The sequence below is a fragment of the Mariniflexile sp. AS56 genome (genome assembly GCF_030552475.1).
In the GTDB taxonomy this organism is placed as follows: domain Bacteria; phylum Bacteroidota; class Bacteroidia; order Flavobacteriales; family Flavobacteriaceae; genus Mariniflexile.
Map to the genome: position 1 here is coordinate 39840 of NZ_JAUPED010000007.1, position 23508 is coordinate 63347.

General features: G+C 33.6%; 13 protein-coding genes and 1 pseudogene. All 14 read left to right on the plus strand.

What is annotated here, in order from left to right:
* Nucleotides 1-65: 65 nt before the first annotated feature.
* Complete coding sequence (locus tag Q5N74_RS09870; RefSeq protein WP_304388628.1) at nt 66-2522, plus strand: glycoside hydrolase N-terminal domain-containing protein; 2457 nt, start codon at nt 66-68, stop codon at nt 2520-2522.
* A 101-nt stretch (nt 2523-2623) separates the two neighbouring features.
* A complete protein-coding gene (locus tag Q5N74_RS09875; RefSeq protein WP_304388629.1) occupies nt 2624-4099 on the plus strand; it encodes a sulfatase in 1476 nt (491 codons plus the stop codon).
* Nucleotides 4100-5304: 1205 nt separating this feature from the next.
* Complete coding sequence (locus Q5N74_RS09880; protein ID WP_304388630.1) at nt 5305-5499, plus strand: hypothetical protein; 195 nt, start codon at nt 5305-5307, stop codon at nt 5497-5499.
* A gap of 167 nt (nt 5500-5666) precedes the next feature.
* Nucleotides 5667-6458 (plus strand): annotated as a pseudogene (locus Q5N74_RS09885) (sulfatase-like hydrolase/transferase); the annotation flags it as partial.
* Between the two features lie 1064 nt (nt 6459-7522).
* On the plus strand, nt 7523-8401 hold the full coding sequence (locus tag Q5N74_RS09890; RefSeq protein WP_304388631.1) for a T9SS type A sorting domain-containing protein: 879 nt from the start codon (nt 7523-7525) through the stop codon (nt 8399-8401).
* A gap of 541 nt (nt 8402-8942) precedes the next feature.
* Nucleotides 8943-10799 carry an FISUMP domain-containing protein gene (locus Q5N74_RS09895; protein WP_304388632.1) on the plus strand — a complete coding sequence of 619 codons (1857 nt, stop codon included), beginning with the start codon at nt 8943-8945 and terminating at the stop codon, nt 10797-10799.
* A 44-nt stretch (nt 10800-10843) separates the two neighbouring features.
* The gene (locus tag Q5N74_RS09900; protein ID WP_304388633.1) at nt 10844-13996 is read left to right on the plus strand and encodes a TonB-dependent receptor; all 3153 of its coding nucleotides are present in this window, start codon (nt 10844-10846) and stop codon (nt 13994-13996) included.
* Between the two features lie 13 nt (nt 13997-14009).
* Nucleotides 14010-15794, plus strand: coding sequence for a RagB/SusD family nutrient uptake outer membrane protein (locus tag Q5N74_RS09905; protein WP_304388634.1), 1785 nt, complete (start codon nt 14010-14012; stop codon nt 15792-15794).
* Between the two features lie 25 nt (nt 15795-15819).
* A complete protein-coding gene (locus Q5N74_RS09910) occupies nt 15820-18804 on the plus strand; it encodes a SusC/RagA family TonB-linked outer membrane protein (protein WP_304388635.1) in 2985 nt (994 codons plus the stop codon).
* Nucleotides 18805-18821: 17 nt separating this feature from the next.
* The gene (locus Q5N74_RS09915; RefSeq protein WP_304388636.1) at nt 18822-20525 is read left to right on the plus strand and encodes a RagB/SusD family nutrient uptake outer membrane protein; all 1704 of its coding nucleotides are present in this window, start codon (nt 18822-18824) and stop codon (nt 20523-20525) included.
* Between the two features lie 46 nt (nt 20526-20571).
* A complete protein-coding gene (locus Q5N74_RS09920) occupies nt 20572-21492 on the plus strand; it encodes a DUF1735 domain-containing protein (protein WP_304388637.1) in 921 nt (306 codons plus the stop codon).
* Between the two features lie 272 nt (nt 21493-21764).
* Entirely contained in the window at nt 21765-22181 is a 417-nt protein-coding gene (locus Q5N74_RS09925; RefSeq protein WP_304388638.1) for a sulfatase-like hydrolase/transferase, read from the plus strand.
* Between the two features lie 98 nt (nt 22182-22279).
* On the plus strand, nt 22280-22561 hold the full coding sequence (locus Q5N74_RS09930; protein WP_304388639.1) for a sulfatase-like hydrolase/transferase: 282 nt from the start codon (nt 22280-22282) through the stop codon (nt 22559-22561).
* A 172-nt stretch (nt 22562-22733) separates the two neighbouring features.
* Nucleotides 22734-23165 carry a hypothetical protein gene (locus Q5N74_RS09935; RefSeq protein WP_304388640.1) on the plus strand — a complete coding sequence of 144 codons (432 nt, stop codon included), beginning with the start codon at nt 22734-22736 and terminating at the stop codon, nt 23163-23165.
* Nucleotides 23166-23508 lie beyond the last annotated feature (343 nt).

Sequence of the window (23508 nt, forward strand, 5' to 3'; positions counted from 1 at the left end):
AATTAAAGTTTCTTATGATTTACAGGTTATAGTTTTTGAAATAGAAAATGATATAATATTAATAGATGGCAATAATAATGAATTTTAAAGTTTTAGGTTTAATTTTTTTAGGCTTATTGATATCGTGTTCGGCATCAAAACCCAAAGATGTTTTATTGATAAGTAAAGAACCGGCCCAAAAGTGGCAAGATGGACTTGTTGCGGGAAATGGAATACAAGGAATAATGGTTATGGGAGACCCCCTTAACGAATCCATAATTCTTAATCATGAGAGATTATGGGTACCCGCTCAGGATGTAGCTTTTGACGTGCCTGACATGACTAGGGTTGTTGATGAGGTTAGGGAGATGGCTAAAAAAGGAGATTTTGACCAAGCAGGAACTAGGTTATATACTGCTTTTGGAGAGGAGAATGCTAAACTGTTCCCAGAGACTGCTTTCAAAAGAATAGGTGGTAAACAAAGCCCTCGTTTTGGAATGAACTATGTACACCCAGGGGCCTATCTTAAAATTAACATGACAAAAAATGGGGAAATATCTGATTATACACGCTCTGTTAATTTAAGTAATGGAGAGATTACTGTCCGCTGGAAGGACGATAAAGGTTTTTGGTCTAGAAACGGTTTTGTTTCCAGAAGTGATGATGCTACCATCATGAAAATTAAAAATGAGAGTGGAGCTAAAATTAGTTGCACTTTTTCAATTAATGAAGTCCCTGGCTATGATATAAAAGATATTAATAAACCACAAATAGTTGTGGATGTTGATGGAATTTATTTTCATACAAGTTATAAAAACAAGTATTGGCTTGATGAACCTGAAGGGTATCATATTTTAACAAAAATTGATGCTCAGGGTGGAACAGTGATTGTAGAAGATAATCAAATTATCGTTGAAGGAGCGGATGAAGTTGTTTTAAAAACAATCACTGACTTTCTTCCTAAGTATTCTCTAAAATCAAGAACGGCATTGAGCGATAAATTGGATGCAGTATTGTCTTATGATAAAAGTTTATTAAGTCATGATAAAATTCACCGAGAATTATTTGAACGTGTGGGTTTCAGATTAACAGATCATGAAAATCAGACATATTATAGCGAAGAGTTAATTGAAAATGCGAAAAATAACGGCCCTTCACCTGAGTTCTTAGAGGCTATTTTTGCAGTAGGTCGATATGCGCTTATTTCCTCTTCAGGTGAGTTGCCACCATCGTTAATGGGGATTTGGGGTAACACTTGGGAGCCCGCATGGTGGGGCCATTATACCAATGATTCTAACGTAAATTTAGCAGTTTCCCATGGTAATACTGGTAATTTACCGGAGATGATGGAGTCATATTTTTCATGGGTTGAATCGCTTTATCCGTATTGGGAACGTAATGCAGAAAGATTATATGGGGCTAGAGGTTATATGGGGGCGATCGCACATGATTGGCGACATGGACTCGCAATTGCCGGCTGGCACGAATGGACTGGTAGCGCAGGCTGGCTTGCTGCATATTTTATTGAAAATTATGCTATAACTAATGATGAAATATTTTTAAAAAATAGAGTAGTCCCTTTACTTGAAAATATTGCTTTGTTTTATGAAGACTTTTTACAAGGTATGGAAGGTGATGATGGGTATTATTTAATATATCCAAGTGTGTCTCCAGAAAATAGGCCCTCTAATATGGGTGGTATACCTGAATTTAGAACGGCTCCTAATGCAGCTTCCGAAATAGCGATAATCAGACAGACTTTGGTAAGTTTAATAGAAGCATATGAGGTATTGAATATTAAAGATGAACGAATCGCTGTCTTGCAGTCAATTATTAATAAGTTGCCTCCATATCGCATAAATAAAGATGGGGCAATTGCAGAGTGGAGCCATCCTGATATTGCTGACAATTATAATCATAGACATAATTCACATCTTTATGCAGTTTATCCAGGAATTGATATTAATCCTGCAACTCCAGAGTTGTATGATGCTTCAAAAATAGCTATTAAAAAACGCCTAGAGACAGGTCAAGGTGATAGATCAGCACATGGTTTTATGTATCAAGGTTTTTTTGGTGCCCGCTTGCAGGACCCTTCCATTCCTTGGAATTCATTTAATACCATAGCAAAAGAATCATTTTTGTTTTCTAGTTTTATCACATCACACAATCCCAATCATAAGGTTTATAATTTGGATGCGACTTTATCAATGCCCGCTATTTTAAGTGAAATGTGTGTTTATTCCCGTCTTGGCGTTTTGAATATTTTACCGGGAATTCCGTTAGACAAAATACCTACGGGAAAACTAACTGGTCTGCTTGCTAGAAATGCAATAGTTGTTGATGAATTATCATGGAATGACCTTGATAAACAGGTGATTATGAAGCTGAGAAGTTCTATTGATCAATCTGTAATTATAGAAAGTAGACTAGATATTTCTAACATTAAAGGAAATGGAGTAAGTCTTAATGAGGCTGGTTGGTCTATTAAATTAGATAAGAATAAATTAACAACTATTGAAATTTTATATTTAAATAAGTAGATTATTTTTAATAGAACAGGTAGTATTATGTTTAAAATAAGAAAACACTTATTAATGATGGCGTTAATAAAGTACACTTTAATTTAATAAATATCATATATATGAAAACAACAAACAAAAACAAATTAATTATCTTATTAATACTTGTGGCTCAATTTGGATTTGCAACTAACAGCATAGAGAAACCTAAACCTAAAAAAAAGCCCAATATCATTATGATTTTGGCCGATGATTTAGGTTTTACAGATCTAGGTTTTACAGGTAGCGATTTATACCTAACTCCTAATATTGATAGATTAGCCAAAGAGGGCATGTATTTTTCTAACGCTTATTCTTCACATCCTACATGCCAACCTAGCCGTTTGGCATTGCAAACAGGGAAATATCCCGCACGTATTGGTTGTGTTAGTCATGCCGCACTTGGAGGTGTGTCTGGAGGACCTCTTGAAATACCTAAAGGTGAGGTGACTATTGGCGAAGCCTTAAAAATGGATGATTATACAACTTGTCATATAGGAAAATGGCATATAGGTATGGGGGATAATGCTCCAGGAAAAAGAGGGTATGACTATGATATAGCTTCCAATGATTTTTGTTGTCCTGCAACGTATTTTTATCCCTATAGTGATCCTAATCACAGAAGAAATAATCTAGCAGCTGTACCCGATTTAGAAGATTATCCTGTAACTACCATTTTGGGAGAAGCCGTTTCAAACGAAGCAGCGAAATTTATAGAAAGTCAAAAAAATAAAGAGAAACCTTTCTTTTTAAATATGGCTTATTATGATGTGCATACGCCCATTGAAGCACAAAAAGAAAAGGTGGATAAATATAAAAAGCGACTTAAACCAGGATTGATGCATAAGAATCCAACCTATGCCGCCATGGTTGAAAACCTTGACGAAGGAGTAGGTAAAATTCTAGCAACTCTTGAAAAAAATGGGATGTTAGAAAATACAATAGTAATCTTCATGAGTGATAATGGAGGTGAAGCCGATTTAGGAATTACAACAAACGGAAAACTAAGAGACGGAAAAGGATATGCTTATGAAGGAGGGGTACGTGTGCCATTAATTGTTCGTTGGCCGGGTCAAGTAAAACCAAATACAGTAAACAATCAACGTGTAATTGGTTTTGATTTATATCCTACGATTCTTAAAATGGCAGATGCTAAAGGAGATAAAAAACATAATAAGAATGTTGATGGGTTGGATTTAACACCTTTGTTAAAAAATCCAAATTATAAATTACCTAATCGCAAACTTCATTTTCTTAATTTTCTTTCATTGGTTCATTATAAATTACCTATTTCTCATAGAAATAGATGTTTTGAATCTGTAATGAAAGACGATTGGAAATTAATTGAATTTTTTGATATGGGTGCTGATCTTGTACATTATTATGAATTATATAATTTAAAAGAAGACCCATCTGAAAAAAACAATTTGGCACAAAGTATGCCTACAAAGGTCGAAGAATTAAAAAAATCGATTGCAAGATGGAACAAAGAAGTAAACGCACCACCTTATGATTATGAGAAATTTTATGGCAATGCAAAATCAATAAAAAACGATTAGTTTTTAATTATCTAACAATATATATATGCGTTGACTATTAATGGGTTGACGCATTCGTGTTTTATAAATATGTTGTTGACTATAAAAGCAATACCTCCTTGAAAAAATATTAAAAGAATTCAGAAATAAATATTGACCATTATAAAAAGATTATATTTAGTTTCATTGCTATCTTATTTTCTTGGGAATATATTATTCGCCCAACAGAAAAGCAGAAACATTATTATAGACATTCAGGAGGAAAAAGGATTTTTAATCAATGGATTAAAGAATATACTAGTGGCGCATGTGTAAAAGGACCCTAAAAATAAAGCAACTAAATGTTTTTATTAAAGAGGAACTATTTGTAATCTAATAGAAATGTTTGTTGACTTAGTAAAAAAAAGGGATTTATTATTTTGGATTTCATCAGAGTATTAAGACGATTTTAAAGTTCTGCATATAATGTTTGCAGCTTTATTTTAAGTAAAAGCAAGTCATAAATTAGCTTACTTCTTTTTATATTAATTTAATAAAGAATACATATTAGAGTGAAATTAAACAGAATGGATGTTTAATAAATTAAAATTATCATTACTAAGTTTGGTTTCATACTGCAGGTCCATGGCGTGTTAAGCAATGGCAATAAAATTGAAAATAGCTTGAAAAAATAGGATTTTTATTCCGTTGAATCTAGACTTGAGGATTGTATTGGTTTTTCATGGTTTTAATCTTTTTGGTAATTGGAATTGGCTAAACCAAATTAGATTACTGGGTTTTAGTAATTTGTTAAAGGTGTTTGAAAGTTATTCTTAAAATTATTTAGAAATCAAGAAACAGCATAAGAGAATTAAAACCGTCTAACGATTTATTGTGAATACAAAAATTAAAATAATTTAGATATATATATATAAATAGTTCGGCTTTTTATAGAAGTTTAAAAGTATTATTAGGTTGTGTGTTTCTTTTACTATTAATTGTGATGTTTTCTGCCCATTCAAAATTAAACAACATTCAAAAGCCAAATGTGTTTTTCCTTATTGTTGATGATTTGCGACCAGAATTAAATTGATTTGGGAAGACTCAAATTATTTCCCCAAATATAGATGCACTTGTCAAAGATACCATGGTTTTTAATAGAGTTTTTTGTAATGTTTAAGTATGTGGAGCATCAATAGCAAATTTGTTAACTGGGCTGTACCCAACCTAATCGATTTACTAATTATGTGGCGAGAGTGGAAAAGGATGCACCAGGCATTATTACTTTACCCGCACATTTTAATAACAATGGGTATTTTACTACGGCAATAGGTAAAATTTTTCATCACCCTGATGATGCACTTCAAAGTTGGTCTGAAATGACTTATCGTTCCGATTATCCCAATAGCTTAAAACAGCAGGAACTATGGCGTGATTATTAGTCTCTCGATAATAATTGGACAAAAGAAAAAGATCTTCCTCTGGGTGCTGCAGGTCCAGCTTGGGAAGCAGCTGATGTGGCAGATACTATATATTACGATGGTAAAACTACCAAATTGACACTCAATAGGTTGAGAGAGCTTTCTAAATCTAAACACCATTTTTCTTAGGAGTTCGTTTTATTAGACCACATTTGCCTTTTAATGCACCTAAAAAATATTGGGATTTGTATGAGAAAGAAAATATTGAATTCGCAGAAAACCCTTTTATGCCTGTAAATTCACCTCGTGATGCATGGTTTAATTATAGAGAGCTACGCGGATATTCAAATATTAGAAAAGATACATTGCCCATACCAGATGACCAGGCCAAAATGCTACGTCATGGGTATTATGCATGTATTAGTTATATTGATGAACAAATAGGTCAGATTATTAAGGCGTTCAAAAAACTCAAATTATACGACAACACTATAATTGTTGATATTGGCGATCATGGTTGGAGTTTGGGCGAACACTCATTATGGTGTAAGCATTCCTGTTTTAGTAATGCTTTGCGTACACAGCTCATTGTTAAATCTACCAATACCAATGCCGGAAAAACAGATGCAATGACTAGTTTTGTCGATATTTACCCTTCATTATGCGAATTGGTTGGTCTTGAGAAACCATCTCATCTCGATGGTCAAAGTTTTATTCCAATTTTAAAAAATCCGAAGATAGAAGTAAACAAGTATATTTTTTGCAGATGGGAAAATGGAGAAACTGTAAAATCCGATAAGTTTATTTATACCGAGTATTTCGATAAAAAGGGAAATGTTAGATCGCAGATGCTCTATAATCACGAAAAAGATCCAAATGAAAATGAAAATGTTGTTGATGATGGAGAAAACATAGAAATAGTGAAAGAATTAAAGAATGTATTGTCTAATCATTTTCAGAATAGATGCATTTATAGGTAAATAAAGAGAATTGTTCTTATGAAAATAGGTACACAAAACTGTCTTTTTTATTTTGTAAAACGATAATAATTAATGCACAAAACAACCCACGTGATCTAAACGCTTTGTTGGCCGCCAACGCTACTTCATGAAATTGGGGAGATAAAAACATTGGATTGTATTCATCATTCCATGTCCTTTGTTCGGGAAGCTAGCTATTCAGAAAATGAATGATTACCAATTTTTCTTTTTATTTCATCAAATAGTGGTACATAAGAGACAGACTATGGCAGTGTATTATCATTTGATAAATTAAACCAACAAGTATGCAATGCATGGGCTCCAGAGTGCATATTTAAAAATGAAATATGCTATTTTTTTTTACAGTGAAGAAAATGGGAGTATTAAATCTCGATATGACAATTTTAAAAGAATAAGATGTCGTGAATTTTTACGATGTTGCACCAATTCCTTTTAAATATTATGGAGGGCTCCTCCTTTTTTAACGATACGAACATTATTATTGTGTTTGTTCTTCGGTGGGATGAAAAAATTAAATCTATTATACGAGTGATAATCCGCTTGGGGAGTGGAACTATAAGGAAATCTTTAAGGAACCAATTTCACAACCAGCGAAGAATATTCCTCGTTCCATAGTATAATTTAAGGAAAATGGATATTGTTTTATCATCTTATGGTTGTGGTAAAGCACGTAAAAAATACAGCGATTATCTTTAATTTAATGATGATGGTACTATAAAGGAAGTACAAAGAACCAATTGGCAGATTTCTTTTAAGAGATATTGTTTGATTTTAAAAAACATAAACTTAATTCTGTATAGCGCATTTAAAATCAGTCTGTAAATACATTTTGAATAAAGGGAGTTGTTTTTATAACAAAAAATGTAATAAAAAACGACACTATTAATGTTAAATAATACTATTCATGTCAATAGAACGGTTTATGCACCTATTAAGAACATTTTGAGGACTATAAATAGCGTGATATTTTATCAAATTTGTTAAGTAGTTTTTAATGAAAAAGAAACTATTTATTAAAATTCAACTAATCTAAAAACAAAATCATGAAAAAACCATTACACAAATTAACTTTAATTTTAACTGTATTATTAGCAGCTCAAATTTCTTTTGGGCAGCTGGTAAATGTGACTTTGGATAATGCAATAGCTGGAACGGCTCATTACACGGTCGCAGGCAAGCGAGATAATCCAAATAATGCTATTAATGACACATTTGGTGGAGTTGGTTACGACCCAACGGCTCCAACAAATAATTATCCAGATTGTGAAGGAAGTGGTCTTGCTAATTATTTTTTGCCAAAAGCAAATAGGGATGAAAATTATTGGGGTTGTTATGTCTCAATTCCTGCAACAAAGTCTTTAAAATATCTTGATTTTTATGCGACTGAAGGCGTGCAGACAAGTAGTGGGGCATGGGATAGATTTAGAGATTTAACAATTACATTGTCAGATGGTGTTAACACAGAGGATCATTATTGGGAAGGTGTTTCGCCAGTACTAGCACAAGATGCTGATCCTCACAATTATGCTCGAATGGATTTTGTCGAACGTGGTTTTTCTGCTGGTATGCTCGCAAGTGCGACTTCTATACGTATAGATCATTCGAATGCTGATTCTGATGCTTTTTTACAATTTATGGAATTACGTTTAGCTGCAGATAATACGCCTACAGCCGGAATTAATGATTTAAAAGCTGCTAAATTATTAGTAAGTCCTAACCCATTGCAAGAGGGGGAATCATTAAAAATAGATTTTACGAATGCTACCACTAATTCAGTGCAGGTATACTCTATTCTAGGAGAATTTGTATATGAAGAGATGTTGACAGGAGTTGAAGTGTCAATAAATTATAATATATTTCCTTCATCAGGGATTTACATTGTAAAAATTGGGTCTTCAGTTTCTAAAGTCGTAATTAAGTAACGATAATAGCATTAATATACGCTTCTTTTTCGTGAACAATAAAGGAGCGTAATATTTTTTTAGTCTTTATTTTAGTCCAGATTACTTTCTACATTATCGTCTTATTTTAAAACTAAATGAAACAAGAAAGAAATTTAAAATATATAAATTAATTAGGAAGTCACGTTGTAAGTTTTATTTCCAAAATACAGTAATACGTTGATTTCATGAGGGCTTTGAACAAAATTTTAACGAAAAAGAAAGATATGTTATACTGGTAATTGAATAAAAATAGCATCTTTGAAGTAACTAAATGTTAAGATTCTGTTAAGCCAATCTTATATTTGAATTTAATTTTTAAAAAAAAAACATCACATAATAAAAATAATATTAACTAAACTAAACAAAAATGAATTTGAAAAAAAAAGATACGTTCTTACAGAGAACGTGTGTAAAAAGGAAGGCTACAATGAAGCCCTTTGGGAGTAATATTTCTAAACTTCCATAAATTAAAATAGTATTAACCAAAATCAATTAAAAAGAAATTAAATACAGAAAAATTATGAAATACGTCAAAAAGTTCTTCTTGCTATTTGTGGTTTTTATGCCCTTGATATCATGTGATGAAGAGGATGCATTTGTTGATAAAAAACCAAATGTAACCCTACTTTCACCAAGTGATAAAACAAGTGGAGTAGATATTGCGCCTTCATTCGAATGGCAGGGCTCAGACCCAACTGGAAAAGAATTAACCTACGATTTTTATTTAGGTTTAGATAGTACCAAATTATTTATAGAAGCAAAAGGGTTAAAAGAATCTAATTACAAACTTGCAGACTATAAATTACGTAAAGATGTCACGTTTTATTGGAAAGTTGTTGTAAGTAATGGCATTCAAGAAAACGAAAGTGATATTTGGAGTTTTATGTCTATTCCAGCACCTGCGGCTCCTAACTTAGTAGCGCCAGAAGCCAATGTATTTATTCGTGAGAGTTTAGTCTTGGAATGGGAAGCAGTACCTGCAGGAGAAGGAGAAACCATAAGCTATAATGTGTATTTAGGTAAAGATAAAAACCCTAAAGAATTAGTGGGTACGGTTGATGATGGAAGTACCTCTTTAACTATTGATGCTTCACCTCTAGAGGTTGGTGCTAATTACTATTGGAGAGTGGATGCCACCGACTTAATTAATAGCTCTTCTAGTGAAGTGCGTACTTTTAAAAAGCTGGCATTAGGATCACCTGATGAGCCCATGCTTGTAGCTCCTTTAGACAGAACAGGCGTACCATCTGGTGTAGTGCTAGATTGGACGGATGTTCCCGATCCAGAAGGAGACCTCGTAAGTTATGATGTGTACATGGATAAAAGTAATACCCCAACAACGTTGGTAAGTAGTTCTAACGCCAGTCAATTTACAACTTCAAATTTAGATGTTAACGCGGCTTACTACTGGTATATTATTGCTAAGGATCCAGCTGGAAATAGTACAAAATCTAAAACCTATGGTTTTTCTGTTACAGGAGTGGGTGTTGGCTTTCCAAATATTCACAATTTTGAAGTAGAAGATATGTTGTCTTTAGATGAAAAATTGGTCTGGGATTCAGCTTCAGGAGCGACTTCTTATGACGTTTATGTGGGTACATCAAATCCACCTGTTAATAAAATAGCAAGTGATATTACTGAAACGGAGTTTCAAATTAAGAATGCTGATATTCCAAGTGATATTACAGATGTTAAAACTTACTACGCCCTTGTTGTAGCTAAAGATGGTACTGGTGGAGAAACAAACTCCTTTCCTGTAGCATTTACACCACAAATGACAGGAACTGTAACTGATGTTAGAGGTGGAGTTAGTGAAGATTATACATGGGTTCGAATTGGAACTTCCATTTGGATGTCCCAAAATTTAAGAACCAAAAAACTATCAAATGGAGACGATTTATCTTTAATTATAAATGATAATTTAGGGCTTGCAACTGATATGTATTATGATGAGCATCCTGAAAATTTACCTGGATTTACACCTAATTGGTCTGAAGTTCATGGGCGCGTTTATTGTAGTGCACTTGTAGCCAATTCTCAAATGGCTCCTGAAGGATGGCATGTTATGGAGACTGAAGATTATAAATACTTGGAAAGTTATGGAACAAAGAAAACTGGAGATTTCATGGGTAAATGGCATGATGGTGGTTTAGATACCTATGGTTTAAATTTAGTTACCGCTGGATATCGTTATGAGTCTAAGTCTAAGTTTGAGAATGGTTTTAGAACAAGTCTTGAAAAATCTAGATTAGAAATATGGGTTAATGATGGTATACCAAGTGTTTGGGAACTTAATAATAGCTATAATAAAAAATTCAGAATTTTTAATAATCAAGCTAATAAAATGTTTGCAATACGTTTAGTAAAAGATGAATAGTACGATGAAATTTTATTTTAAAAACCGATAACTAAATATAACATATGAAATATAAAATAGCATTTTTCTTTAGTTGCTTTATTTTTCTAAGCCAATCCATAAGTGCTCAGAACATTAAAGTATCTGGAAAAGTAACCGACGAAAATGGTGCGCCATTAATTGGAGCTAACATTATAAGTACCGACTCAAGTAATGGTGTAAATGGAACTGTTGCAGATTTTGATGGTAATTATACTATTAAAACGAGTGCTGGTAGTAACTTAGAAATCACTTATGTAGGATACATTACCCAAAATATTGCTGTTAATGGAGAAAGCACTATTAATGTGATGTTATTACCTAATCAAGAAGCTCTAGACGAGATTGTAGTAACAGGATATAGTAAAACCAAAAAGGCTAATATTATTGGAGCTGTAGCCACAGTAAAAGGTTCTGAATTAATGGAAACAGGCGTTACAAATATGTCTCAAGCCATTCAGGATCGTTTACCAGGTGTTTATACCGAAATCCCTTCAGGACAACCTGGAGCAGATGACGCGAAAATCACCATACGTGGTGTGTCTACTTTTAATGGTGATAATTCACCTTTAATATTAATAGATGGTGTAGAGGCTGCTGGTGGATTCTCTCAATTAGATCCAGGTGAGATTGCTAGTATATCTGTATTAAAAGATGCAGCATCTACTGCGGTTTATGGTAATCGTGGTGCCGATGGTGTTATCCTTATTACTACTAACCGTGGTAGTGAAGGTCCTGCCAAAATTAGTGTAGGGGGAGGTGTTACAGCTAAAACCATGTCTGGAAGAGCTGATAAGTTATCATCTTATGAAGTTTTAATGCTGGGGCAGGAAGCTATTAAAAACTCAGGTGATTATACAGGGCTTAGACCTCAAAGTTATATCGATAATTTTTTAGATCCTAATAGAGACCAAATGCTATATCCCGATGTGGATTGGTATGATACTTTAATTCGCGATATTGGATGGGAAAATAACGCTAGAATAAACGTTTCTGGAGGGACTAGTTTTGTAAAATACTTTAGTTCTTTTAGTGTAAACCATGTGGGAGACATTTTAAAAACTGAAAAAAGTGATAATGGATATTATGATCCTTCATTTTCTTATGACAAAATGAACTTTAGAACCAATTTAGATTTTAATCTTTCTAAAACAACACAATTAACTGTTGATATTTCTGGACGTTCAGAAACAAGAAAAACACCTAATACTGATGTGGGAAGTAATGATTTTGGCAATATATTTAAATTTTTAGATGAAGCAACAGCATACTCGTATCCTGTATATTATACTGAGGAATTTGTAGCAGCGCATCCAGATCCATTATCTCCATACCCTGCGAGTATACGTTATTCTGGGGCTGATAAGGAAAACCCGTATCAATCTAACCCTTATACGAAATTAAATACTTCTGGTATGAGAAAGTACCGTAAAGATGTTGTAGATATTAGAATAGGTTTAACACAAAAGTTAGATGTTATAACTAAAGGATTAAGTTTTTCTGGGAAATATAATTACAGTACGGCTTTCGATTATACCAAAACAGAAGGGTTAAATACTCAATATTGGTTGTATGATGTGTTGGCAAAAGAATGGAGGCCTCAATCTGACCAAAACTATAATTCATCTCAAGGACTATTTCATTCATCGGGAGGCGAGAGTTATAGTGATGCGTTAAGAAATACATTTTACCAAGGTCAGTTAGATTATAGTCGTGGTTTTAATGGGCATAATGTTAGTGCTTTAGCGGTTTTTAACAGAACAGAACGTAATACTGGAGCAGGAGGCTTACCATCTTATAGTGAAGACTGGGCTGGTCAAGTTAACTATGATTATAAAGGTAAATACTTAATGAAGCTTACAGCAGGATACAATGGATCGGAGAAATTTGCTCCTGGAAAACGTTTTGGTTTCTTTCCTGGATATGCTGTAGGATGGAATATTGCTAAAGAGAAGATTATGCAAGACAATTTACCATGGTTAAATACCTTAAAAGTGCGTTATAATTATGGTGAATCTGGAACAGAAAATGCGGCTAGATTTTTATATTTAGGTGGTTACGCTTCTAAAGGAGATAAGTTTTCACATGCTGTGTTTGGTCTTCCTGCAGGATCAGCAGGAAGTAGATGGGCAGAAACAAAAATAGGAAATCCAGAAGCTACTTGGGAAACAGCAACAAAACACAACTTAGGTTTCGATATCGATTTATTTAATTATGAGCTTACTTTTGGCTTAAACTTATATAAAGAGCATAGAGAAAATATTTTTGTAAATATTCCAGTTCCGTCTTATTATCATCCAAGTTTTGGGAGCTTGTCTGGAGGAAGTATAACGCTTCCAAAAGTTAATTTAGGAGAGGTTAAAAATCATGGATTTGAGGTTGAAACCAATTATAAACATACTACAGTAAATGGTTTACGTTATTCCATAGGGGGTAGTGTTACTGTTGCCGATAGTAGAGTAATATATCAAGGGGATAAAGTTGGAACTCCAGATTATCAAAAAAATGCAGGAAAACCAATTGGCTGGTTACAAGGTTATCAAAGCAATGGGTATATTAATACTTTTGAAGAAGCTATAAATTCTCCCGAAATAGCTAAGGGGAATAGACCAGGGTTGTATTCTTATGCCGATTTTAATGGAGATGGTGTAATAAATAGTAATGATAATGTTGTTTTAGATGGTACAAGTCAACCTCAGTTCATTTATGCTTTCAACGGGAGTTTAAGTTATAAAGGTTTTGATTTAAGTGCACGCTTTTTTGGTAAGGAAGGTGTTATATATAAGGAAAGTAGTTTGTTTCCAAATTTTAACACATCATTGTTAGAAGGTAAGACTGCTCATTTAGATACTTGGAGTCCAGATAATCAAAATGCAGCTTTCCCTGCTTTTGGAAATACTTCAAATTCACAAGGTTATCAGGCTAGAAGTAGTGCTACAACCATTAACTCTTCGTACTTAAAATTACAAAGTTTGAGCTTAGGGTATAGCATCAAATCTGAACTACTAAAGAGAGCTTTAAGAATTCAAACAATGAGATTGAACCTTTCAGGATATAACCTGTATTCATGGTCTAAAGCACCGTTTGGAGATCCAGAAGGGGGGAATGGTACCTCTGGTGGTTATGGACAATACCCACTTGTGAAACGCTTTATATTTGGTGTAAATATTGATTTTTAATAAAAAAAATATTATGATGAAAAATAAATATATAATACTTTTTCTTTCAGTCTTATTGTTTATGAGCTGTGAAGACTATTTGGATAAACAAGATCCAGAAAATGATTATGCCACCGAAGATGAAGTTTGGCAGGACAAAAATAAGATAAACAGTATGGCATTTAGGTTGTATGATACCACAGAGTGGATGTTTGAAACCCGCTATGATTATGGAGGAAGGCAAGGTGCTGGTCCAGGAAAAAATTATGGTAATACGATGGCATTTTCGGGCGAGTTAATTAATACAAGAGCTTTAGCTGTAGTAGATGCTGTAAAAAGAGGTGATTATTTTTCGGCCCTAAATAATGATTTTGCTAATCCAGACTTTGATATGGTTTGGGAAGATGAGTGGGAAGCTATTTATGTAGCTAACAGTATTTTAGATAGAATTGATGATGTGCCAGCAACAGTGTTTACAGATGATGAAAGGAATCAAGTAAAAGGGGAGGCTCTATTATTTCGTGCCTTTGCATACCATGAGTTATCTAAACGTTGGGGACCTTTACCATATTTTAAAGAGAAAATACTTCCAGAAACAGATTTAAACTTACCAAGACCAACATATCTAGAACAAATAAATGATATAGTAGCAGATATTGATGCAGCTATAGCCGTGTTTCCAGAAGTTAGTTATTTAGATCATCCTCAAAATATGGGGCGTATGGGTAAAGCCGCAGCTATGGCTTTAAAATCAAGAGCGCTAACTACGGCAGCTAGTCCTAATTACACTCTTAATAATCAGAAAGATAAAGCCCTATGGGAAAGAGCGGCAGCTGCTGCTTGGGATGTTATTAAATTATCTGAAACATCTGATAAAGTAGGATTGTATGAAGGGCCATATAACGAGATCTTTCATACACTACCAGGGACTATTGAAGGTCTATGGCCACGTTATTTTGCGCCAATTAATTCTGGTGGTGGTATTTATACGCACTGTTTTGCTTGGAGGAATATTGGGGGAGATGGAGGATATGGACCTCCACAAGATTTAATTGATAAGTTTGAAACTGCTGATGGTTATCTTGTAACCGATGCAAGTGCTAGTTATAATGAGCAAGACCCTTATAAAAATAGAGATCCTCGTTTTTATGCAGATATTTTGTACCACGGTGCGTCATGGGCAAAAAATACAGAGAATGATAAAATGGATTTAAGAACAACTCCTTTAGGTGCAGATAGAACAGATCCGAACAGTTCTAGTTATGGGAATTCGATAACCGGTTACTTGCCTAAAAAATTATTACCAGAAAAGTATAATAGAACGGCGTATATAACTACAAAATATATTAATGCACCATATATTAGAATGGCCGAAATGTATTTAAACTATGCAGAAGCTGTAAATGAAGCTTATGAAGATCCTAATGCGGCTTTAGCGGGAGCCTCATTAACAGCAGTACAAGCACTTAATACTATTAGAAATCGTGTAGGGCATGTGGATGTAAGACCAGAATATGCATCGAACTACTTAACTTTTCAAAAAACAGTAAGAAACGAGTTTGCTGTAGAGCTTTGTTTTGAGTATCATTCTTGGCACGATATGTTAAGATGGAGAACAGCGAAAGAGGAATTAGATGGTCGTATATTTCATGGCGTTTTAATTACTGATGACTCATCGCAACCTACAGGAGTACGTTATGAGAAATTTCCAATAGATCAAAACAGGACCTTTGATGATAGAAACTATATGTATCCGATAAGACAAGGAGATTTACAAACCTTTGAAGTTCCAGAGCTAACTCAAAATCCAGGATGGTAGTATGTTAATAATTAATGATTTTACAATGACAAAGACAAAAACATTATATCTAGTACTAGTTGCCATTTCCTTAATGTTACCTTTTTCGGGTAAAGCACAGGAAGTTAATATTTTAAACGATATTACAGCAGCTATTACAAATAGATCAGGAGATAAATTGAGCGGTGTATTAGTATCGGCGACTAAAGCAAAAAATACAGCTGTATCCAATATTGATGGAACATTTACTGTTCAAGCTCAAGATAAGGACGTGCTTATTATTACGAGTTTAGGTTACGAGAAAATGGTAGTTTACGTTAAACAAGGCCGTCTAGAGAATGAAACTATTGTATTAAAAGAATGGGGTGTTATTAATCCAGAAGAGAATATTAATATTGCACTACGAAGCCTACCTTTTGAAAGAATAACAGGTTCTGTTGAACGTATAACAGGAGATGAACTAAGTGATTTTCCTACAAGGTCTGTTCATGAAGCTTTAGCAGGGAGGTTATCTGGCGTCTCTACATCTTACGGTAGTACAGAAACAGTAACGGAAAATTTTGGAAACAATATTCGTAATCAAGGTGGATTGCAAATATATGTAGATGGTATACCAACAGGAGAAATTGTACTTACACCAAGCGAGGTTGATGATGTTATAATAGCTAAAGATTATGGTTCTAGTTTTATGTATGGAACTCTAGGAGCAACAGGAGGTATTATAGTAAACTCTAAGCATGGAGCTCCAGCAGGGCAATCTCTAAAGTTTAAATCTAGATCGGGTGTACGTACGTCTGGGTTTTTACCTAGTTTGATGAACGCACAAGATTATGCAACAAATTATAATATAGCTTTAACTAATGATGGGTTTTCTCCTATTTACTCAGAGAATGATATTAACGATTACAAAACGGGTGCAAATCCAATAAAAAATCCTAATAATGATTATTATAAGGATTTTGTAAACGGAATCGCTAATTATAATCATATTACTGGTGATTTTTCTGGAGGTAGTGAAACGGTTCAATATTTTTCACATTTAGGGTATTATGGTACAGATGGTATTGAAAGTGTTGGAGCAGGACGAAGCGTATCACGTTTAAGATTGAATAACAATGTGCAAATTAAATTTAGTGACGCTGGCAATGTAAATATTGGTATTGGTGGTAGTTTTACTAAAAGAAAAGTGCCTACTCTAACATCTGATGCTCTTTTTAGCACCATGTCTAGCTACCCTGCAAATGCTTTGCCTTATAAAATAAATGATTCAATTTATGGAAGAACTTCAGAGTACGGAACAAACCTGTTAGCGCGGTTAGATGATAACGCACCAGTGACTGAAGATTCTCGTAGAGATGCCTTTGCTCGTATTGGACTAGATTTAAATTTGGATGATCTTACAGAAGGATTATCGTTTAAAAGTTTGGTAGGGATGTATACTTTTAACGTTATATCTAAAACTAGAAATTATTCTGTTAATATGGCGCAACCTGTATTTACTTTAAATAATGATGGGTCGTACACTACAACATACAGAAATTATAGCAGTGGGAATACAAGTGCTACTTGGGGTAAAGCAGGGGATCGTGTGGATAGAACACAATTTATTAATGCTAATTTACATTATGATCGTGATTTTTCAGAAGATCATAAGGTTATTGCTGATTTAGTGTATTCTAATCAGAAATTAACTGGAAATAATCTAAATCAAAGTACTATTTTTAGAAATATAGGACTTACCGTGAACTATTTATTTAAAAACAAATATGTGTTGGAAGGTAAAGTGTTAAATTCACCAATACGTCAATTATCTCAGGATGAAAGAAGTAAAATTAATTATGATGGTGGTGCAGCCTGGTTGATGCACAAAGAAGATTTTTTAAGCCATGCAACTTGGTTAAATTTCTTAAAATTAAGAGGTAATTTTGGTGTTCAATCTAGACCAGTTAGTCAGTTCTTTATTTCTGAAAATTTATACGGAGGCTCTGGTGGCGGTACTTTTGGAACACGAAATCAAAATTCTGGTGCTGGGGGAGCAAATAGAATTTTTACGGGTTCAAGCTTAGTTTCTCCTAAACAAGAATATTTAAGTTTAGGTGCCGATTTTCAGATGTTTAACTCTAAGGTAAATGGACAGATTAATTATTTTAATATTCGTAATTACGATCAGGTTGTTGTTCCTACAAACTTGTATGCACTCATACCTACGAGTTATGTGGAGTTAGAAAACTATGGTGATTCTAGATTACGTGGTATGGATGGCAGTATTTCATATAAAAGTAAAGTAGGAGAGGTGTCATACAGGTTAGGTATAAACGCTACTTATAGTTTAAGTTATGATACAGAATCTAATTCTGTTATTTATCCAGAAGCAGAAGCCCAACGTAATTCTATGGGTAATAATGGTGGTCGTATTCTTGGTTTACAAGCAGTAGGTATTTTTCAAAATGAGGCAGAAATAGCTGCAGCTGCACCACAATTATTTGGTGAAGTTAAGCCGGGAGATATCCGTTATAGTGATTATAATAGAGATGGTTTTATTGATGAAAGAGATTATCATGAGATTGGAAATTCATCACGAGTTTTTTACGGAGTAAATTATTTTATGAGTTATAAAGACTGGAGCTTTAGTATTCATGGAAATGGAGAGTTAGGAGGCAGTTATGTTGAGAATTTAAACTGGAGTCCGGGCACAAATAACTATACGAATAGCTTATCTCAAAGTTGGCCAGTAACTAATAGTTTGCCTAGACTGACTACTTTGGATAATACTAATAATTATAGAAATTCTTCATTTTGGTTAAAAAATGCAGGGTATTTTAATTTTAGAAGCGTTATGGTTTCATTTGCTTTACCTGATACCTTTTTAAAGAATGTTGGTATAGAAGAATTAAAATTCTCTGCTTCTGGAAAAAATCTTTTTATAATATCTTCAAATAATGATGATAGATTTATGCCAAATAGAAGCGCTGGGTATACTCAAGCTCCTGTTTTAAAAGCATTTGAATTAGGTATGGAAGTGACATTTTAATTAAAAAAATTTAGAAGATGAAAAAATATAGAATACTTTGTTTAATAGTAATGTCGGTTATAGGAATTTCTTGTTCCGATGAGTTTACTGTAATAGTACCGACTAATGACCTGACTGAAGGCGAAGTTTTTAATGATGTATTGAGAGTTCGTACTTTTTTAAACCCCGCATATTCTGGAGTAAGCAGTACACCATGGTTTTCGCTTGAATATTACACTAATAATGCAGTTAATGTTACAGGAGCTGAAAGTGCTGCTGTTTCTGGAGCTACGGCGGAAGCTTCACCCGTTAGTGGACAATGGAGCTCTGCCATGAATCAAATTTTTAAAATAAACGAATATTTTAAATCGGGATTCGATATTAAGTATGATACTTTTAGTGAGGAATATAGTAATGCTTTAATGCGAAGATTAAGAGGTGAGGCGTTTGGTTTAAGAGCTTATTATAAATGGTTATTGCTTAAAAATTTTGCTGGCCCATCCGCAACCAATGGTGAGATGTTGGGTTTCCCTATTGTTGATGAGTTTATAACTCAAGAGGAGGTGAATAACGTACCAAGAAGTAGCTATTTAGAATGTTATAAAAACATTCAGAAAGATTTAGATAGTTCGTATAAATATATAGATGTTTTACGTTATTCTGGTAGCGGTGATATAGATGGTGTTAGAGAAACAAGTAGAATATCAAGAGAAGTTATTTTATCCCTTAAAGCTAGAATGGCTGTATTTGCAGCAAGTCCTGCATATGCTCAAATTTCATGGCAAGAAGCAGCAGAAACCGCTTATGAGGCTATTATAGAAATAGATGGTGGTGTTTTATCCGACCTTCAAGCTTTTGGTAATTTTAATAATACAGAAAATAGAGATCATTTATGGCGCAGAAGCTACAGTTCAAGTGGTAGTTTAGAACAAGAGTATTATCCACCATCAATGTTTGGTAGAGGTACTTCGAATCCTAGTCAGAATTTAGTAGATGCTTTTCCAGATAGTAATGGTTATCCAATTAATCATCCTAGTTCTATTTATAATGGTATCAATCCATACCAAAATAGAGATAACCGTTTTGAACGATTTATTTTTCATAATGGATTAAATGATTTTAGAAATTCGTACATTGAAGTTTTTCCAGGAGGACAAGATGCCAATGGAGCGTTACGTAAGCGTGCTACACGTACAGGATATTATATGAAAAAGTATTTGAGTGATCAGGTTAATTTGGATACAGATCAAACATCAGATGGCAGATCAGATTACAAGGTGTATGCTGTGTTTACTAGGGCTGGTTTGTATTTAGATTTTGCTGAAGCTGCAATAGAAGCTTATGGGGTAAATGGTAAATCTGGTACTATGATGTTTTCTGCTAAGGATGCAATAACTAAAGTTCGTACTAGACCAGGAACAGGCTTTTCCAACGATGTGTATATTGATGAAGCGGATGATTATTTAAACTCTTTTAGAGATTTAGTACATAATGAGCGCCGTTTAGAATTTGCATTTGAGGGAGAATACTTTTATGATGTAAGACGTTGGAAATTATCAAAAGGGGATTTAAGTACGCCAGTAATGGGTATTTCGGTGAATAAATTGGCAGACAATACCTATACATACGAATCTAAAGAAGTGGAAGCAAGAAATTTTACAGACCGTATGTACTATAATCCAATTCCAAGAAACGAGGTACTAACATCTAAAGCATTAGTTCAAAATGCTGGATGGGAATAATAAATAAGTTACGCTTAAAAAATTTAAAAATTTAAAATTTAAAAACATGAAATATAAAAATTGTTTATTCTTTGTGCTTCTGCTATCAGTAGTTGTGTCTTGTGATCCTTATGAAGACTATATTGTTGATACGGCAGGATATAAAACGGTGTATTTTCCTTATCAAAATTTAGAGCGTTCAGCTGTCTCTGGTGAAGGATTAGAGATCCAATTAGGGGTGTTCCTTGGTGGGGTTAGAGAAAATAATAACAGTGAAGAAGTTACTTTTGAAATCGACGAAACGCTTTTAGATGGAACCGATTATACATTGTTGCCTAGTGATTATTATACTTTAGGAAATAATTCTAAAATAACTATTGAAAAAGGAGAGTATTTAGGATTATTAGCAGTGAAGTTTGATTCTTTAAAATTGGCTGGAGACACTAATTTAAAAGAATTTAAATACGCTTTACCTTTAAAATTGTTAACTTCATCTACCGACTCAATTTTGGATGGTAAAGGGCATGCTGTTTTTCCTATTAAACTCATGAATACTTATGCAGGAAACTTTTATCAAGTAGGAAGCTTAAAGGAGTTTTTTACTGCTAGTAAAGTACTTGATACCGCCTATGTTTATGGTGATTATGGTGATTTAACTTCAGATATAAATATACGTACTTTAAGTTCAGATATGATGAATACCGTAACGGTAGATGGTGTTTCAAATCGTGGTGGAGATAATTACTCGATGCAATTACGAGTAAATCCTCAAGACAATTCGGTTGAAATTCTTCCAGTGGCTTCCTCAGATTACCAGGTGGCGTCTAATGGAGCAAGTACTTGGGATCCTGTAAAACGAATTTTTAATTTAAAATATAAATATAGTTTTGGAGATAAAGATTTTGAAATAGAAGAGGCATTAACATTTCGAAATAGAATTCGTGACGGAATTAATGAATGGCGTTGGGAAGGTTTTCCAGGTAATTAATTAAGGTTAATAGAAAATTATATTAGTTAGTTTTTTGAGTTAGTTTGTATTGAAGGCTGTCTATTAAAAGACGGCCTTCTTTTGTTAATATCTAGTGTCATTTAACTTTGTAATGTCTTGAAAATTAATTTACATCTTCTGTAAAAAGAAATTAAGTCGTTTATGTTTATCAATAAATTTTATCATATTAATACATTATTATGTCAAAATTTTATATAGTTGTTATAGTAATATTATTTTATTCTGGTAATATTAAAAAACAAACGAATGAAATGGCAAAGCCGAATATTGTATTTGTTTTTACAGACGATCAAACCTATTCTTCCATACATGATTTAGGTAACGATGAGATAATCACTCCTGCAATGGACAAAATGGTTCAAGAGGGTACAACTTTTACGCACGCTTATAATATGGGGTCTTGGAGCGGTGCTGTTTGTGCAGCTTCTAGGGCTATGTTATTTTCTGGAAGATTAGTATGGAGAGCTAATGTATTTAGACAAAATTGGGCTAAAAATGATTCGATAGAAAAAAGTTGGGGAAAATTGATGGAAAGCACTGGTTATGATATATATATGACAGGTAAGTGGCATGTAGATGCTCCAGCCGATAAAGTGTTTCAAAACACCATTCATGTATGTGCAAGAATGCCGAGTGATGCTTGGATGCAATTAAAAAATAGGAGCTAAAATAGACTCCCTATTAAAAAAAATTAATACTAATTTTGAAAGTATAATGCCAAATGGCTATAATAGGTCCTTAATTAAGTGAAAGTGATTCAACATGGATGCCTTACGATGTAAGTAAAGGAGGCTTCTGGAAAGGAGTGAAACATTGGAGTGAAGTATTAAAGGATGATGCCATTGGTTTTATTGAGGCAGCTAAGACAAAAGACACGCCGTTCTTTATGTATCTAGCTTTTAATGCACCACATGATCCTGGACAAGCTCCAAAAGAATATCAAGATATGTATGCTTTAGAAAACATATCTGTTCCTAAAAGTTTTTACCATAATACAAGTATAGAGATGATATTGCTAGTGGGAATAAAACGAGGGATGGAGCTTTAGCACCTAGTCCTAGAACTGAATACGCTGTGAAAGTTCATACTAAAGAATATTATGCCAGTATTACACATTTAAATGATCAAATATCACAAATAAAATAGCTTCAATAGACCCTTACCAGTGCTTACCTGTTGACCTTGTCATTGAAAAGACGAAAGACTGTGAATATGAATTGGTGATTTTAGGCGATCATAATTACGATGAACTTTGGGCAAAACTGGATGACACTTCTCATGCAGTAAAATTTAAGGGCTCTTGGGAACGAATAGAAGCGATTTCGGCATTTTTTAATTCTGAAATGGTAAGCAAAACTACCGGAGATGCTGCTGAGTTTTCTTTTATAGGAGCACGTTTTAAAGTTTTTGGACAACTGGGACGTCAAATTGGTTCTTTTGAAGTATATGTCGATGGAAAATATATTGAAACTATTCGTTGTAACTATCCACCAGTTCCACAATCACCAATTTACCCGAGTTGGGTATTAACCAATGGCAAACACGTTATAAAATTGGTGAAAACAGAGACCGAATTCAACAGACAAGTTACGATAGAAGTTTTTGCTGTGGAGGTGCGAAGTAATAATTATAAAACTAGGTGCAAGTTCTAGTAGAGTTATAACAAACATAGTAAAAGTGAGTAGTAATTAGTTTCCTTCACATAAAAACTCGAAAAAGTTTATTTGCACTGTGTCAAAAGAGTTGAAGATATTCTGAAAATACTTAAGTAATTGATTGTTTTAATGAAGAAATTCTCTTTTTTAGATGAGACTTGTTTAAGTTTTAAAATCTCAGGTATATTATAACCTGAGTTTTTTTATTAATTACAAATCACTTTTGTAGAATAGGTTTACATCGCATAATAAAAGCAACACCTCAAATCATAGAAATAATTATACCAGAAAGTACCTAAAAACTAATTTAGGAGAGTCTTAGCTACTCGTTTCATGTTAT

Excerpts from the sequence above, each read along its gene's own strand:
- Q5N74_RS09870 (WP_304388628.1), top strand. The coding sequence starts at position 66 with ATGGCAATAATAATGAATTTTAAAGTTTTAGGTTTAATTTTTTTAGGC.
- Q5N74_RS09875 (WP_304388629.1), top strand. The coding sequence starts at position 2,624 with ATGAAAACAACAAACAAAAACAAATTAATTATCTTATTAATACTTGTG.
- Q5N74_RS09890 (WP_304388631.1), top strand. The coding sequence starts at position 7,523 with ATGAAAAAACCATTACACAAATTAACTTTAATTTTAACTGTATTATTA.
- Q5N74_RS09895 (WP_304388632.1), top strand. The coding sequence starts at position 8,943 with ATGAAATACGTCAAAAAGTTCTTCTTGCTATTTGTGGTTTTTATGCCC.
- Q5N74_RS09900 (WP_304388633.1), top strand. The coding sequence starts at position 10,844 with ATGAAATATAAAATAGCATTTTTCTTTAGTTGCTTTATTTTTCTAAGC.
- Q5N74_RS09905 (WP_304388634.1), top strand. The coding sequence starts at position 14,010 with ATGATGAAAAATAAATATATAATACTTTTTCTTTCAGTCTTATTGTTT.
- Q5N74_RS09910 (WP_304388635.1), top strand. The coding sequence starts at position 15,820 with ATGACAAAGACAAAAACATTATATCTAGTACTAGTTGCCATTTCCTTA.
- Q5N74_RS09915 (WP_304388636.1), top strand. The coding sequence starts at position 18,822 with ATGAAAAAATATAGAATACTTTGTTTAATAGTAATGTCGGTTATAGGA.
- Q5N74_RS09920 (WP_304388637.1), top strand. The coding sequence starts at position 20,572 with ATGAAATATAAAAATTGTTTATTCTTTGTGCTTCTGCTATCAGTAGTT.
- Q5N74_RS09925 (WP_304388638.1), top strand. The coding sequence starts at position 21,765 with ATGGCAAAGCCGAATATTGTATTTGTTTTTACAGACGATCAAACCTAT.
- Q5N74_RS09930 (WP_304388639.1), top strand. The coding sequence starts at position 22,280 with ATGCCTTACGATGTAAGTAAAGGAGGCTTCTGGAAAGGAGTGAAACAT.